Annotated in this window: 13 protein-coding genes; 7 read left to right on the top strand and 6 right to left on the bottom strand. The window is 61.9% G+C overall.

What is annotated here, in order from left to right; genetic code table 11:
• Positions 1–289: 289 nt before the first annotated feature.
• Together L0U84_RS31735 and L0U84_RS31730 are read left to right on the top strand one after the other, a co-directional pair.
• Positions 290–1,981, top strand: coding sequence for a Na/Pi cotransporter family protein (locus L0U84_RS31735; RefSeq protein WP_233856008.1), 1,692 nt, complete (start codon positions 290–292; stop codon positions 1,979–1,981).
• 341 nt (positions 1,982–2,322) lie between these two features.
• Entirely contained in the window at positions 2,323–2,595 is a 273-nt protein-coding gene (locus tag L0U84_RS31730) for a hypothetical protein (protein ID WP_129960563.1), read from the top strand.
• A 251-nt stretch (positions 2,596–2,846) separates the two neighbouring features.
• On the opposite strand, the gene L0U84_RS31725 is transcribed toward L0U84_RS31730, so the two are convergent.
• From L0U84_RS31725 to L0U84_RS31705, 5 genes are all read right to left on the bottom strand, one after another.
• A complete protein-coding gene (locus L0U84_RS31725) occupies positions 2,847–3,248 on the bottom strand; it encodes a DUF3597 domain-containing protein (RefSeq protein WP_233856007.1) in 402 nt (133 codons plus the stop codon).
• Positions 3,249–3,363: 115 nt separating this feature from the next.
• Positions 3,364–4,236 (bottom strand): isocitrate lyase/PEP mutase family protein, encoded by an 873-nt coding sequence (locus L0U84_RS31720; RefSeq protein ID WP_233856006.1) that lies wholly within the window; start codon positions 4,234–4,236, stop codon positions 3,364–3,366.
• Between the two features lie 47 nt (positions 4,237–4,283).
• On the bottom strand, positions 4,284–5,690 hold the full coding sequence (locus tag L0U84_RS31715; protein WP_233856005.1) for an MFS transporter: 1,407 nt from the start codon (positions 5,688–5,690) through the stop codon (positions 4,284–4,286).
• Positions 5,691–5,805: 115 nt separating this feature from the next.
• Positions 5,806–6,480, bottom strand: a complete 675-nt coding sequence (locus L0U84_RS31710; RefSeq protein WP_233856901.1) for a GntR family transcriptional regulator — start codon at positions 6,478–6,480, stop codon at positions 5,806–5,808.
• Between the two features lie 189 nt (positions 6,481–6,669).
• Positions 6,670–7,764 (bottom strand): porin, encoded by a 1,095-nt coding sequence (locus tag L0U84_RS31705; RefSeq protein WP_233856004.1) that lies wholly within the window; start codon positions 7,762–7,764, stop codon positions 6,670–6,672.
• A gap of 1,153 nt (positions 7,765–8,917) precedes the next feature.
• Between L0U84_RS31705 and L0U84_RS31700 the strand changes: the two genes are divergently transcribed.
• From L0U84_RS31700 to L0U84_RS31680, 5 genes are all read left to right on the top strand, one after another.
• Positions 8,918–10,684: a tannase/feruloyl esterase family alpha/beta hydrolase gene (locus tag L0U84_RS31700; RefSeq protein WP_233856003.1), complete on the top strand. Its 1,767-nt coding sequence runs from the start codon at positions 8,918–8,920 to the stop codon at positions 10,682–10,684.
• Between the two features lie 541 nt (positions 10,685–11,225).
• Positions 11,226–12,581, top strand: a complete 1,356-nt coding sequence (locus tag L0U84_RS31695) for an MFS transporter (RefSeq protein ID WP_233856002.1) — start codon at positions 11,226–11,228, stop codon at positions 12,579–12,581.
• An 84-nt stretch (positions 12,582–12,665) separates the two neighbouring features.
• Positions 12,666–13,691, top strand: a complete 1,026-nt coding sequence (locus tag L0U84_RS31690; protein WP_233856001.1) for an amidohydrolase family protein — start codon at positions 12,666–12,668, stop codon at positions 13,689–13,691.
• 2 nt (positions 13,692–13,693) lie between these two features.
• Positions 13,694–14,377 (top strand): 4-carboxy-4-hydroxy-2-oxoadipate aldolase/oxaloacetate decarboxylase, encoded by a 684-nt coding sequence (ligK, locus tag L0U84_RS31685; protein ID WP_233856000.1) that lies wholly within the window; start codon positions 13,694–13,696, stop codon positions 14,375–14,377.
• Positions 14,378–14,439: 62 nt separating this feature from the next.
• Positions 14,440–15,099, top strand: a complete 660-nt coding sequence (locus tag L0U84_RS31680; RefSeq protein WP_267940094.1) for a substrate-binding domain-containing protein — start codon at positions 14,440–14,442, stop codon at positions 15,097–15,099.
• Between the two features lie 120 nt (positions 15,100–15,219).
• Here the strand turns inward: L0U84_RS31680 and L0U84_RS31675 are convergent, their stop codons facing one another.
• A complete protein-coding gene (locus L0U84_RS31675; RefSeq protein ID WP_233855998.1) occupies positions 15,220–16,236 on the bottom strand; it encodes an ATP-grasp fold amidoligase family protein in 1,017 nt (338 codons plus the stop codon).
• Positions 16,237–16,311 lie beyond the last annotated feature (75 nt).

Raw genomic sequence — 16,311 nt, 5'->3', positions numbered from 1 at the left:
CATTTTCACCTAGGGGTTAACTGCCAAATCAGCGGCGGAAATCGTTGTTTGACGGGGCAATGATTTCCGTTGCTTGCAGAATGAATGCTTTGCGAACTTCGGAGGTGCTCGATACCGCCGCTCGCCTGCCGTCCTTGCCTGCGCGCCATCTTCCTCTTACCCTTAGCGTTGGCCTTAAGTACCTGCCCCGGACACAGTCCGGCGGATTGCCCGCACGGCCATCGATCCGGGGCGCGAAGCCGTCTCTCGCTGCCGCGTCTTTTCGTGTGATCATCAGAGGCACATCAGGATGACTGATTATCTTGCTGACATCGATCCCGCCAGGTTGAATATCCTTGGGATCTTCGGGCTGTTGATTGGCGGGCTCGCGCTGTTTCTTCTCGGTCTGGAGTTCCTGACTGGCGGCCTGAAGGCGATCGCGGGATCGAAACTGCAGTCGCTGATCGGCGTGCTGACCGCGAGCCGGTTTCGCGGCGTGATAGCGGGCGCCGTCGTCACCGCGCTGCTGAACTCTTCGACCATCACGACGGTGCTGATGGTCGGCTTCGTGTCCGCCGGCCTGATGACGCTGGCCCAGGCGGTGCCGATGATCATGGGCGCGAACATCGGCTCGACGATCACCGCGCAGATCATCGCCTTCGACGTTTCGCGTCTGACGCCATACATGCTGGCGATCGGCTTCGTGCTGCACGCGTTTGCCCCGCGCGAGCTGCTGCGGCAGATCGGCAGCGTCGTGATGGGGCTAGGGCTGCTGTTCATGGGCATCCAGCTGATGGGCGAGTCCACGCATCCGCTGCGGACTTACCAGCCGTTCATCGACGCGATGCAGGATATGCGCAATCCGCTTTTCGGCGTCATCGTGGGAGCGGTCTTCACCGCGGTCGTGCAAAGTTCGGCGGCGACGCTCGCGGTCGTGATCGCGTTGAGCGGCCAGGGCTTGATGCCGCTCGAAGCCGCCATCACGCTGATTCTCGGTGCGAATGTCGGCACCTGCGGCACCGCATTGCTCGCGTCGATCGGCAAGCCGCCGGAGGCCGTGCAGGTCGGCGTCGTGCATCTGATCTTCAATGTGCTCGGCGTCGTGATCGCGCTGTTCCTGATTCCGCAGATGGCGGAGTTCGTGCGCTGGATATCGCCGTCGCATCCGGAACTGGACGGCCTCGCGCGCCTCGCGGCCGAGGCGCCGCGCCAGGTAGCCAATGTGCATACACTGTTCAGCGTGGCGAACACGCTGCTGCTGATCTGGTTTACCGGTCCGATCGCGCGGTTCGCGCAGCTGGTCGTGCCGAAGCGCCCGCAGGCCGCCAGACCCGCGGGCGATCCGCAGTATCTCGACGACTCGTTGCTGGATGTGCCGGCGCTCGGTCTGCAACGCGTGCGTATCGAGCTGACCCGGCTCGGCGCGCAGGTGCTCGAAGTCGTGCAACGCGGCTCCCAGATGGTGTCGACGGGCACGATGGAAGAGATCAATCAGATGCTCGATCAGGACAAGGAGAGCGACCGGCTCTCCTTCGAGATTCTTCAATATATCGGCCGCCTGTCGCAGGGGGAGCACTCGGAGGACGAAGGTCAGCAGATGGTCGGCTATACGCAGGTCGCGAGCCACCTCGAGAGCATCAGCGGCATTGTCGGCACGACGTTGATGACGGTCGCGCAGCAGCGAATGACGCAGCAGATCGACCTGCTGCGCCTGCGCGATGCGGCGACCACGCAGTTTTCCGAGGCGGTGATCCGCAATCTCGAGCAGGCGATCCGCACGATCGAGGCGCCCGATCCGGAGGAAGTCGCGCAGGTCATCGACGCGAAAGCCGGCATCGATAAACTCTCCGCGACCGCGCGTCAGGTCGTGCTCGCGAAGCTTCAGCTGGCGGACAAGGCGGACGTGGTCACGTTCCGGCTCGCCATGGATCTGATCGAGCAGGGCCGGCAGATCGCGCAGTTCGCGCGGGCCATTGCGAAAAACGTGGGGGCGCTTCAATAGACTCGATGGCGCGAGAGGCGCGTTCGGCGATCGCCATATTCGCGCGGAACTGATCGCCAGCACACGGAGGTTCGGCCTGCACGAGCGCTAGACTTGCGGCGTGTCATCCTCGTGACACTCTTTCAAAGAGAGTGGGATTGCCCGCCTTTGCTGTGCGGGCTTTTTTCGTGGCGCGCGGGTTGTGGTATCAGTACTCAAGCGGCGGCCGTCGTGAGTCGATTGTGCGATCTCCCACAGTGGCTTGCACAATAAGCAACGCCCGAAACGATTTAACACACGCCGCGTCCATAATTTGATAGCCTTAGTCGCAGCAGAGCATTGAACTCAAGGAGGGCTTCACCATGATGAGGTGGCTTGCTAACTGGGCTTCACAACATGCTCCTACTCCCGAGAAACAGGCCGAACGCGCGCTCAACAACTTGCGCATGGAACTGTTTCAGGCCGAACAGCTCGTGCTCGATGCACAGCTGCGTGCCGATTACTATCGGGCTCGCCTGACCTTCCTCGAAGAAGTCACGAGAAAGGGAATCGAACAGGTATCGGACGAACGCAAGGCTCCTCTAGAGCCTCCCCAGCCGTTGCGGCCGGGACTCAAGCTCACCGCGGCGCAATAGCCGCGCGTATTCCATCGCAATGTGTTCGGTCACCCGCGTCTCGCTACGTGGGGTGACGGCATTGGTGCTGTCGGGGGGCGCGTGCGGTGCGCGTTCCTGGGGGTAGATTGCGCGAGCATTGATTGTTGCGTGGAGAAGTTTCGGGTTGCCCGGTTTCGTGCTTCGACCGGGCAATCTCGTCTGAGCGATTGAATGTTGCTGCGCGACTTCTAATGCGCTTCGCTTGCCGCGAAACGCTTGCTTCGTCCTGCTTAACTTGCCAGATCGGGCGGCAGCTTGCCGCCGTTTGCCGCGAGCGCCTGCATGACCTGCTTGTGCAGCCAGATGTTCATGCTCGCCGAGTCGTTCATGTCTCCGCTGTACTTCAATTCTTGCGCAAGCTGCTTGCGGTGTTCGAGACTGCTGTCGACGCCGAGCGCCTTCATCGTGTCGACGATCGAAGTACGCCAGTTCAACGTCTGTCCACTTTCGCTGACGAGTTGATCCATCACGGCGCCCACGTCGACGTCGGTCAGCGGTGCGGGTGCGGCGGGAGCGTCGGGCGTCGCGGCTTGCGCGGCGGCCGGGTCGGGGGTGGGTTCCGTCGCGGGGGGAGGTTGGTCCGGCTTCGCTTTGCCGAACAGCTTGTGCACGATGTCACCAAAAATACTCATTTCCGAAATCTCCGCGGTTGAATGACGAATGCGAGTGGGGGCGCTCGCAGGACATGCGCCCACTATGCTACGCGATCTACCTCGGTGAAAAACGTAATATTTTGTCAGCCCGTCGTCATTCGGCGTGCGCGCGGTCGAACTGCCATACGGCGGGGAAGTCCATCAGTTTGCACATTTCGGAGAACGGGTACAGGGTGTTTTCCGCGTGCGTGGTGCCGCGCTGCGCCTTGATCTGGCCGTAGATGTCCCGCAACGCTTTCGCGACCGCGAGAAAGCCGGAGGCCGGATAAATCGCAATCGAAAAACCGAGCTTCTGCAATTCGGCCGGCGTCATTTGCGGAGTACGGCCGCCTTCGACGATGTTCACGAGCAGCGGTGTATCGAACGTGCGTGCGATCGTTTCCAATTCTTCGACCGATTCCGGCGATTCGATGAACAACACATCGGCACCCGCATTGGCGAACGCTTCACCGCGCCGCAACGCTTCGTCGAGTCCGAGCGATGTGCGCGCATCGGTGCGCGCGACGATCTGGAAGTTCGCATCTTCGCGCGTCTCGACCGCGACCTTGATCTTCTTCACCATGTCGTCGAGCGCAATCACTTTGCGGCCTGGCGTGTGGCCGCATTTCTTCGGAAACTCCTGGTCCTCGAGCTGGATGCCCGCGGCGCCGGCGCGCTCGTAGCCGCGTACCGTGTGCGCGACGTTCAGCAGGCCGCCGTAGCCGGTGTCGCCGTCGCAGATCAAAGGCGTGTTGGTGGCGCCGCAAAACGCGCTGACACGATCGACCATGTCGGTATAAGTCGCGAGGCCCGCATCGGGCAGGCCGAGATAGGACGCGACCGTGCCGAAGCCCGTCATGTACAGGCAATCGAATTGCATCGAGTCGGCCATCTTCGCGGAGATCAGATCGAAGATGCCGGGCGCGGTGACGATTTCCGGGCGGGCGAGACGTGCCTTCAATTGTTGACGTTTGTGCTGTGCGTTCATGCTATTTCCGTTTGCTGACGATGAATGTGTGCCGATTCGAGGTCGGATCATCGGCGCGGTTCACGCGCGACCGTTGCGCCGGCGAGCGCGGTGTCGGGGTCGAGCGTGGGGGGCGGCGCGATGTCTTCGAGCGAGCGCTGATTCGTTTCGATGCCGAACACCGCGAGAATCGCGGCCATCGCGACGAGCACGCCGACGATCACCGACAGCACGTCGCGCACGCCGCCCGTCGCATACAGGACGACTACCAGCTGCGGCGCGAGAATACCGGCGATGCGGCCCGCGCAACCGGCAATACCGTTCGCGCGCATGCGGTTTTCGGTGGCGAACAGCTCGGGGATGTAGGTGGCGATGCCGAGCGCGACCATCAGATACGTGAGCGTGAAAAGCAGGAAGCCGAGCACGGTGGCGGTCGCGACGCTCGTCGAGTGTCCGTACAGCCAGCCGACCGCGGCGGCGATCACCGCGACCGCAATGAGCCCATTTTTACGGCCTATCCGATCCGCAACCAGCACTCCCAGGAAGGCGCCGGCGGGACCGCCGAGCGACATCAGCGTCGTATAACCGAGCGACGACGCCATGCCCAGGCCCTGCTTGATCAGGAAGGTCGGCACCCAGACGATGAAGCCGTAGATCACGACGTTCACGCCGATCTGCACGCAGATCGCGAGCAGCATGCGGCGAATCTGCGGACCTTTGAACAAATCGAAGAGCGTCGTGGAGCGCGGAGCGGCAGAGGCCGATTCGAACGCAGGCGTGAAGGGCGGCAGCGGCTGACCCTTTGCCGATTCGGCTTCCGCCGCGCGAAGAATCGCATCGGCTTCGGCATAGCGGCCCTTCGATTCGAGCCAGCGCGGCGACTCTGGCATCTTCTTGCGAATCACCCAGACGATCATCGCGCCGACGCCGACGATCGCAAACATCGCGCGCCAGCCGATCGACGGGATGATCAGGTAGCCGATGAAGGTCGAGAAGAACAGCGCGGAGTTCGTGATCAGCGACAGATACGCGGACCACTTGCCGCGCACGGCCGGCGGAATGAACTCGCCGACCGATCCATAACCGACGACGATTTCCGCGCCGAGCCCGAGACCCATGAAGAAACGGCAGACGATCAGCCACGTCATGTTCGGCGCGAGCGCACCGGCGATCGACGCGAGACTGAAGATCGCGAGATTGAATTGGTAGGTGAACTTACGGCCCTTTGCATCGCCCAGCAAACCGGCCGTGAACGCACCCAATAACATGCCGACGAATGTCGACGACAGAAACGCCGCATTCAATTGCATCGTCGACCAGCCGCTCTTCGCGAGCGCGCCGAGCACGCCGCCGGCAAGGTAGATATCGAACGAATCGAGAAACATGCCTCCGCCGATCAGCCAGAGGATGCGCCGGTGAAAAGCGGAGAGGGGCAGTCTGTCCAGTCTCGGACCAGCGTTCACGGTGCTCGGCATTTCACGTCTCCTGCGTCGTTATGGGACGGCTATTCGTGCGTTGCGTCGATACGTGGTGCTGCGATGTTCGGCTGTGATGCGTGCGGACCAGAGGCTGATGGTCAATTGCTGATGGCTACGACGAGGGGTGTTCCCTTTGATAGCGGTCGAGCACCGCCTTCTCGGCGGCGAGGATATGACAACGGGTGATCGCCTCGGCCCACGCGGCATTGCGATTCTCGAGCGCCTGCACGATTTCGAAGTGCTGGCGTGCGCTGCTCGCGCGGTGTTCGTCGTTGTATGAGTCGAACGTCCACTTGATCAGCGGCGTTTCCTTCATCGACGTCAGCGAACGATCGAGGCGTGCATTGCCCGCCGCGGCCGTGATGATCGAATGGAATTCGCCGTTGGCGGCGAACCATGCTTCGGTCGTTTCGGGTGTGGACGCTTGCCGCGTGATGGCCGACATCTGTTCGGCGAGTATGCGCAACCGTTCGATTTCGGCGGCGCCGATTTTCATTGCGGCGCGCCCGGCGAGAAATGGCTCGATCAGAAGTCGCGCTTCGAAGATCTCGCGCGCGTCCTGCAGCGACCATGCCTTGACCCGCACGCCATAGTTCGGGCGGATCTCGACCCAGCCCTCGGCGCCGAGACGGCGCAGCGCTTCGCGCACCGGTGTGCGGCTCACGCCGAGGCTTTTGGCGAGCTGTTCTTCGCGCAGATACTGGCCCGCGCCAAAGCGGTTCTCGGCAAGCGACTGCTTGATCGCGAGATAGACGTCATCCGGAGATCGCGCCGACGGGGCCTGCATTGTATGCAAAATGCTCTCCTTCACAGCCGGACGAGTGAAAATCGACCGATTGACGGATACATTGTATGCAAAGTGGCGTTGCGCGGGCTCGGGGGTTTCCCTGGGCGATGAGGCGTGGTACCCGCCGCAAAAAGAAAATGGCCTGAAGGGCGAAGCCGCCCTTCAGGCCATTCACGAATACTTCTGGGATCAGAAGTGTGTGTTCAAACCGACCCGTGCGATAGCCTGGGTCTGGCCGCTCGATGCGCCGTTCGCGCTGTTCATGCCGTTGATCTGCGCGAAGCCGCCCGAGCTTGCGCGTTGATACAGACCCATCGCATAGACGCTCGTACGTTTGGACAGCGAGTATTCGACGATCGCCGCGACCTGGTGCGCGTGATTATTGTCGACGACCGAATTGCCCTTCATATACATATACGACGCGCCGGTGGCGAGTGCCGGCGTGAACCGGTACTGCGCGCCGACCGAACCTTCATAGACCGAGCCGCCGTTCGCCGAGTTGTGCACGGTGGTGAAGAGCGCGTTGGTGAACCACGAGCCGAAGCGGTAGTGCGCGCCGAGACCCCAGTTGCGCACGCTGACCTGCGGCGAACCCGCGGTGTAGTACTTCACGTTCGTATAGGCGGCATTGGCGCCGAACGAATTCGCCGCGTAGTTGAGCCCGAAGCTGGTCGAATTGCCCGCGCCAACGGATCCCGTGACATTGCCGAAGCCATACATCGCGCCCGCGCTGAATCCACCGAACACAGGCGTCAGGTATTTGACGGAGTTATTGAGGCTCACGCCGGCCATGCGGTCCCAGTCGAAGGCGCCGGTCGGATTCTGCGGCAGAGCGAGTTTCTGGAACGGCCCCGCGCGGAATGCATAGAAGTGGCCGGAGACGTTGGCAGGGTCATTCCCGCCGGCGTACAGCGAGTCCGTCATGAAGTCGTACTGATTACCGAGCGTGAACTTGCCGAGGCGATCGTCGACGAGACCCATGTACGAAAGACGGCTGAACAGGCTCGAATTAGGCATGAACTGCCCGTTGTTCAGCTGGTACTGGTTCACGAGCTCGAAGATGGCCTTGGTGCCGCCGCCGAGATCTTCCACGCCTCTCATGCCCCACAGGTTCGGGCCATTGACGCCGTCGTCCATCTTGACGTTGTGATTGCCACCCTGGTTACTCACATACGTAACACCGGTATCCATCAGGCCGAACAGCGTGACGCTGCTTTGCGCAAGCGCTGCCGTCGACATCAAGGTACCCGCGAGAATGGCGAGCGCGATTTGCGTCTTCTTCATCGAAATGATCTCCTTTTATATTTAGTCATGCCAAGCGAAGTCGTATAGCTGTGCCGTATTGGCGAATCACAAGGACCCAGGCGGGTCCTCGTGATGCGAAACAGGTCGGGCACTGGTGAACGGGGCTCAATATAGTCGGCGCGATGGTCCGGAGGAAGTGGCGCGGCTGGCCCGAAAAGCACAACTGATCGATGACCAGGCTGTCAGAAATCGCGGGGTTTACGCGAACTGCCGAGGCGGCGTGCTGACTGCGTCGTTTCAGGGGGTGAGATGTAGTTCGTTGAAAAATAAGCGCTTTGTGTTTTTCTCGCGGCGACGCCACGTTTTATTGTCGTAACGCAAGAGAATGAAAAATGTAAGAATTGGAGGTATCTCGACATTGCGTCGATAAACAAAACAGAAAGCTCATGGCATTGATTCGCAACGCGATTGGAAACGGCGTTGGGTTCACGCCACAACATGGCAATAGGCGAGATTGACGTCCCGTTGTTCTCTGTGAGAATACGCGCGCGATGCCGGGATTGTCGTTGCGCCATGCATAGAAGCAGTACTTTTCGAGTCTCTGCTCGTCATTACTTCCCGGAGGTCGTTCGAGTCTCATCGTGCCACCGAACTACCGGGTTCTTCCGCGCAAGATCTAACCACGTCCAATCAGCTTCCGTAATGCATTGCGACGCCCTTGGAAATTCAAGGCGACTCATTGCCGCGCAATGCATTTCAATTTGTTTCTTTTCACATCTAAAAAACTTATTGCATGTGGTCGTGCGAGATCTCGGTGCGCGGTTGAGCCGGCTTGCGCGGCTATCTGAAACTCCTTGTGCCATCGGCTCGAGCGTGGCTTCGGGGGTCTTCGGGTTGGACGCGCGAGGGTATCGGAGAGCCGTCGATATCGCTGATCCTTGTGGTTAACCCGCGATTACTTGTGATTCACCGTCTGGCTAACGTCGCGTCAAAACCCGGCGAGCCTACGCGCGACCGCGTGGTCATTGCCGAAAGAACGAAGACGTTTCTGAAAGCCGAAGTACTAAGAGAGGAGATGTGAATCGATGAAGGTGAATAACACTTGCGTCACTCGACGCGGATGCGTGATGCGCACCGCGAGCACACGCACCGGTCCAATAGTGGACCGCGACAACCACGCAGGAGAACAAGCATGAAAACACTGCAATCCCTGAAGTTACTGTCGCGTATCAAGGCGCGCAGCGTTTCGCTGCTGACGTTCGTCGGCGTTTGCGCGACGGCCGCGATCGTCGCCGCATGCGGTGGCGGCAGCGGTGGCGGCACGCTCACGTACACGCCGCTGTCGGTCGTGCAACCGGTCGTCGATTGCTCGAAGCTCGCGTCGATCGATATCACGGACATCGGCGGCGCCGGTAGTTCGATTACCTCGGCGACCGTGACCAACGCAACGGTCAACGGCGCGACGGTTGCGTTCTGCACGGTGAAGGGCACGCTCGCTCCGTCGAACACGTTCGAGGTTGCGCTGCCGGTCAGCTCGTGGACGCAACGTTTCGCGGAACTCGGTTGCGGCGGTTTGTGCGGCAACCTGAGCGATCCGACGCAGCAAAGCTCGTTCAGCTTCTCGTATCAGTGCCCGCTCGTGCAGCAAGGCGGCTTCGTGACGGCGGCGACCGACATGGGTCACTCGGGCCAGGATTCGAGCTGGACCACGGACCCGCAAAAGCAGGCCGACTTCGCGTATCGCGGCCAGCACATCACGACGCTCGCCGCGAAAAAGCTGATCAAGGCCTACTACGGACAGACGCAGAAGTACTCGTACTTCATCGGCTGCTCTGACGGTGGCCGCGAGGCGCTGATGGCTGCGCAACGTTACCCGACCGACTACAACGGTATCGTCGCGGGTGCGCCGGCTGCGCACTTCCAGATCCAGAACTCGCTGTATCACGGCTGGAGCGTGAAGTCGCAAAGCACGACCGGCACCAGCGCGGGCAATGCGACTCTGTATGCCGACAAGGCGACGCTGCTGCACAAAGCGGTTGCTGCGGCATGCGGCGGTGGCAGCGGTGCGGCCGACGGCCTGATCGCCGATCCGCGTACCTGCCATTTCGACCCGGCGACGATCCAGTGCGCGAGCGGCGCGACGAGCACCAGCAACTGCCTGACCGCTGCTGAAGTCACGACTGCGAAGGCCATCTACAGCGGTCCGACCGATGCGACGACCGGCGAGTACATGCTGGCGGGTTCGCCGCAGTATGGTTCGGAAGCGAACTGGATCGGCGTCGAAGTGCCGTCGTCGAACTCGACGGACGCACCGGTTTCGGTGACGAAGCTGTTCAGCTATTCGATCGTGACGGGCGCGTACAACCTGATCTTCACGGGCTCGCCGACGATGCCGACCATCGACACCTTCGGCTATCAGGACGCCAGCTTCTACCCGACTTATCTGAAGGCGAATCATCCGTTCATCGATGCGACGAGCCCGGACCTTTCCGCGTTCAATGCTGCCGGCGGCAAGCTGATCCTGTGGCACGGCTGGGCTGACCAGCACATCTCGCCGCTGTTCACGATCCAGTACTACGAGGCGATGCAGAACACGATGGGCGCGTCGAGCGTCGACCAGTTCGCGCGTCTGTATCTGGTGCCGGGCGTCGGTCACTGCGGCGGCGGCGAAGGCAACCCGAATATCGACCTCGTGTCGAAGATCACCAACTGGGTCGAAGAAGCCAAGGTGCCGACTTCCGTGATGACGTATCAGACGGATTCGTCGAACAACGTGACCGCCTCGCGGCCGGTCTATCCGTACCCGGCGGTCGCGAAGTTCACTGGCTCGGGCGACTGGCACGACGGCGCGAACTACACGCAAGGCGCGCCGCTCTATACGGCAGCCTCGCGTACGTGGGCCGGCTCGAGCTTCTACACGCCTTATACGGCGGCGACGCGCGGTGTTGCGGCGCCCTGAGCCGCTAGCGCGCAGCGGTAATTGACTACGTGCCGGTCCCGCAAGGGCCGGCTCGTCCCGAAGCGGAATGGCCGTTGCACGGTCATTCCGCTTTCTTCTTTTGTGCCTTTTTTGCAGTGCGAATTCGCTATCAGCGCTGGGCATCCTCGTTGAACGGGAAAGGTGGGCCGTCTCGCGGCCGTTGTATGCGAGTTCGTTCCCGCGTCATCTGTTCTATTTATGAGGATGCACGCGAACAGGCATTCGACGAGCCCGCTTCGAAGGGCCTGGGGCCTGGCTTGAGCGCTTATCCGACGGGGCTTTGCGCGAATCGGCGCAGCTTCGCGGGTGCTATGCGGAACGGTGAGAAAGCGGATACTCGCTTCGAGCATATGGTTAACCCGCGCTTTGGCCCGCGAAGGACGAAACGTACCTTCACGCCAGTCGCTTGAGTAAGGCGTGTAGGGGCCCATCGCCACGATGGATACGGAGTCGACGTACTTTGCGAAGCAACCCGCTTCGAGCGCGCGATGAGACCAATGAAGGAGACAGGAGAGTTTTGATGAGTACTACCAGCGGTAACCGGATTGACATCAAGAAGTTCATCGATGAACGGCCGATTTCGCCCTACCAGTGGCTATTGGTCGTGCTGTGTTTTCTGATCGTGACCGCCGACGGCATGGACGTCGCGATCATGGGTTTCGTCGCGCCGTCCATCATTCACGATTGGGCGATTTCGCGCCCTCAATTCGGGCTCGTGATGAGCGCGGCGCCGATCGGTCTCGTGATTGGCGCATTGTTCGCGGGTCCGGCGTCGGACCGCATCGGCCGCAAGTGGGTGCTGATTACCTCGGTGTTTCTGTTCGGCGTGTTCACGATCGCAACTGCGTTCACGCAATCGCCGTTTTCGATGGCGGCACTGCGTCTGTTGAGCGGTATCGGCCTCGGCGCCGCAATGCCAAACTCGACGACGCTGCTGTCCGAGTACGCACCGCAACGCAAGCGCGCGCTGCTGATCACCGTGATGTTCACGGGCTTCAATCTCGGCTCGGCCTTGATCGGCTTCGCGGCCGGCTGGCTGATTCCGGTTCACGGCTGGCGCTCGGTGCTGATTTTCGGCGGTGCACTGCCGCTCGTGCTGATCCCGTTCCAGATCTGGCTGTTGCCTGAGTCGGCCCGTTTGCTTGCGGTGCGCGGCGCGCCTGCGCAGCGTATCGGCAAGGTGCTCGGCCGGGTGTGCGGCGTGCACTTTGCAGGCAATGAAGTGTTCGTGTCGAACGAACCGCCGCTGCCGACGCGCAAGCCGATCGGCGTGCTGTTCTCGCAAGGCTATGGCTCGATGACGCTCGCGCTGTGGGTCACGTATTTCATGGGCCTGCTCGTGATCTATCTGCTGACGGGCTGGCTGCCGACGCTGATGAAGGATGCGGGTCTGTCGGTCACGACCGCGGCCAACGTCACGGCGATGTTCCAGATCGGCGGCACGATCGGCGCGATCCTGGTCGGCTGGATCATGGACAAGGCACGTCCGGCGCCGGTCATCAGCGCCGCGTATATCGGCGGCGCACTGTGCGTGCTCGGACTCGGCTACATCGGCGCGCTGTCTTCGTCGCTCGCACTGCTGGTGTTTCTCGCGGGCTTCTGCATGAGCGGCGCGCAAACCGGTCTGAACGCATTTGCGCCCGGCCGCTACCCGACCGTCGCGCGTGCGACCGGTGTGAGCTGGATGCTCGGCATGGGCCGCTTCGGCAGCATCTTCGGCTCGGCGATCGGCGGCGCGCTGCTCGGCCTCGGCTGGCAGTTCGGCGCGATCCTCGCGATGCTCGCAATCCCTGCTACGCTCGCCGCTATCGCCATCCTGGTGAGCCAGCGGGTGGGCGGCGCCGAAACGGTGGCGCAGCCGAATACCGCGCATTGACGCATGCGGGAACGCGGCGCGCGAGCGTTTCACGCGCGCCGCTGGTCAATCTCATTTACTGAGTTCATCTACTGAGGAATCACGGTGATCATCGACATTCACGGCCACTACACCACCGCGCCCAAGGCGTTGGAGACGTGGCGTAACCGCCAGATCGCAGGCATCAAGAGTCCGTCCGAGATGCCGAAGGTGGCGGAATTGCAGATCAGCGACGACGAGCTGTGCGAGTCGATCGAAAACAACCAGTTGAAACTGATGCGTGAGCGCGGCCTCGATCTGACGATCTTCAGTCCGCGCGCGAGCTTCATGGCGCACCACATCGGCGACTTCGAAATCTCGAGCACGTGGGCCGCGATCTGCAACGAACTGTGCTATCGCGTGAGCCAGCTGTTTCCCGAGAACTTCGTGCCGGCCGCGATGTTGCCGCAAAGTCCGGGTGTCGATCCGGCCACCTGTATTCCTGAACTCGTCAAATGCGTCGAGCAGTACGGCAATGTCGCGATCAACCTGAATCCCGATCCGTCGGGCGGCCACTGGACCAGCCCGCCGCTGTCGGACCGCTCGTGGTATCCGATCTACGAGAAGATGGTCGAGTACGACATTCCCGCGATGATCCATGTGAGCACGAGTTGCAACGCGTGCTTCCACACCACCGGTTCGCACTACCTGAATGCGGATACCACCGCGTTCATGCAATGCCTGACCTCGGACCTGTTCCGCGATTTCCCGACGCTGCGTTTCGTGATCCCGCACGGCGGCGGCGCGGTGCCGTATCACTGGGGGCGTTTCCGCGGTCTCGCGCAGGAGCTGAAAAAGCCCCTATTGAAGGACCACCTGCTGAACAATGTGTTCTTCGACACCTGTGTCTATCATCAGCCGGGTATCGATCTGCTCACACGCGTGATTCCCGTGGACAACATCCTGTTCGCTAGCGAGATGATCGGCGCGGTGCGCGGCATCGATCCGGAAACCGGTCACTATTTCGACGACACGAAGCGCTACGTCGAAGCCGCGGACATGAACCCGGAGCAGCGCTACAAGATCTACGAAGGCAACGCGCGGCGCGTTTATCCGCGTCTCGATAGCTTGCTGAAAACGAAGGGGCTGTAATCATGTATGAAATCGGAGTCGTCTATCGCAACATCCAGCGCGCGGATGCGGACGTGGCCGCGAAACTCGGCGCGCTGGGCTCGGCCACCGTGCACGAAGCCATGGGGCGCGTCGGTCTGCTGAAGCCTTATATGCGTCCGATCTATACCGGCGCGCGCGCGAGCGGCACGGCCGTCACGGTGCTGCTGCAACCGGGCGACAACTGGATGCTGCACGTCGCGGCCGAACAGATCCGGCCGGGCGACGTGGTCGTCGCGGGCGTCACCGCGGACAGCACCGACGGTTACTTCGGCGACCTGCTCGCCACGAGCTTCAAGGCGCGCGGCGCGCATGCGCTGATCATCGACGCCGGCGTGCGCGACGTCAGCGTGCTGACGGAGATGAACTTCCCGGTCTGGAGCAAGGCGATCTCCGCGAAGGGCACGGTCAAGGCGACGCTCGGCTCGGTGAACATTCCGGTCGTGTGCGCCGGCGCACTGGTCTCGCCGGGCGACGTCGTCGTCGCCGATGACGATGGTGTGGTCGTGGTGCCGTCGGCTATCGCGCAAGCGGTGCTCGACAAGGCCGCGGCGCGCGAGGCCAACGAAGCCGAGAAGCGCGCGAAACTCGCCTCCGGCGTGCTCGGTCTCGACATGTACAACATGCGCGGGCCGCTCGAGCAGGCCGGCCTGCGTTACAAGGACTGACAGGCGTGGTCTCAGAGTTCAATGCCCATGTGGCGCTCGCGCCGATCACCGGCATCTCGTCGATGGCCACACGCCAGCTGCTGGCCGAACTCGCCGCATCGTACGAGCGACGCACGGGGCAGGGTGTCGCGATCGAATCGGTCGGCGGCGTCGATGCCGCGCGCCGGGTCGAGGATGACGAAGTATTTGACATCGTCGTGCTTGCCGCGGACGCGATCGAGCGGCTCGTCGTGACGGGCTGCGTCGAGGCGGCGAGCCGCGTCGCGTTGGCGCGTTCGGGGATCGCGGTCGCGGTCGCGGCCGGACAAACGCACCCGGACATCGCGACCGCAGCGGCGCTGCGCGACGCGGTTCTCGGTGCGCGCAGCATCGGTTACTCGACGGGGCCGAGCGGTACTTATCTGCTGAAGCTGTTCGAACGCTGGGGTATTGCCGGGCAGATTGCGCCGCGCCTCGTGAAGGCGCCGCCCGGTGTGCCGGTCGGCACGCTCGTCGCGCGCGGAGAAGTCGCGCTCGGCTTCCAGCAGGCGAGCGAGTTGATTCACGTGCCGGGCATCGACGTGCTCGGCGAGCTTCCGGCCGCCGTCCAGTCCGCCACGACTTTCACCGCCGCGATCTGCACGGTGGCGCGCCAGCGTAAAGCGGCACAAGCGTTGCTTGCGTTTCTGGCCTCGCGCGAGGCCGACGGCGCAAAGCTGCAAAACGGCATGTCGCCCGCTTGAGGGCTGCTGGCGCTCGCCGACCCCTCCTCTTCGAGCGACTGCAGCGGGCACGCACGCGCTGTTTATCGAAGCGCTCCGTTCGATGATCGCGGGATCCGAACGCGACGAATGAAAGCGCGTTCAAACCAGCAGCTTGCCCCACTCGTAATCGATACGGTCCGGCGTGAAGGGCAGCACGCCCGCGCCGGGCGTAAATGTAAGTTCACCGAAATAAACGAGGCCATCCGGCGCATACAGGTCGACGCGCACATAGTCGAAGTCTTCGCACAGGCGGGTCGCGACATCGAGCACAGCCTGTAGGTGCGGCGGGCGCGGAGCGGGTGCCGCGCTGCGCTTGTAGTCGCCGATTGCGATATCGAGGTGATTCCAGTCGATGTCGTACACGTCGCCGTGCGTCGCGCTACCGAAGCGGTCGGAGATCACGAGGATATAGATGATCGGCCCCTCAGGCCGGCCACCAAAGCAGTGCATCTTGAAATCCGCCGGAATCTTCCCGCGCTGATCGAGCAGCAACTGCTCGAAGAACACGCGCGGCTCGATCATTCCGTAGTGCCGTTCGCGACCCACGTAATAGAACTGGGTGCGCAGCCATTGGTCGGCGAGTTTCTTCAGCTTCTCGAACGAGGTCTCCGATTTGTTTCTCACCACTTCGACGAAGCTGCTGCCGTGATTGGCTTTCATCACGAAAGCATCGGGCAGCGCGTCGAACACCTCAGGCGTGAATGCATCGGGCGCTGCGATCAGCGGTATCAAATGCTTGTCGCCGATTTTCCTGGCAATATACTCGCGCACCCGCAGCTTGTCGGTCAGCTCGACGAAGCGCGGATCAGGGTGAAGATTGCGCTGCAGGATCTTCTCATTGAACGTCACCGGATGAATCAGGTTCGGATAGCGGCCAATGCATTTGTGATGTAACAGGCTTACAAAAACGGTGTCCGGCAATAGGGTTTTCGCCGCTTCCTTGATCTTTCTTGCCGTAGATGGCGATTGCCCGTTCGCTGAATGCGCACCGGCGTGCGAACCCGGCCGCTCGCCGGACGGACCCAAGGCGCTGTCACCGGACTGTCGGGAGGCCGTTTTTTTCGGCGCGACAGGCGCGTCTTGCGCGGCCAGCCCCGCGGATTTGATGATCGTCATGTTTTAATCCCGTGGCGGTCGAGACGACGAGGCGTCCTCGGAGTAACAGGGAAATTGCAATCAAAGCGTCCTCGG

Source organism: Paraburkholderia sp. HD33-4 (assembly GCF_021390635.1).
In the GTDB taxonomy this organism is placed as follows: domain Bacteria; phylum Pseudomonadota; class Gammaproteobacteria; order Burkholderiales; family Burkholderiaceae; genus Paraburkholderia.
Note: the sequence above shows the minus strand (reverse complement) of the source record. Positions and strands in the feature narration are given on the sequence as shown.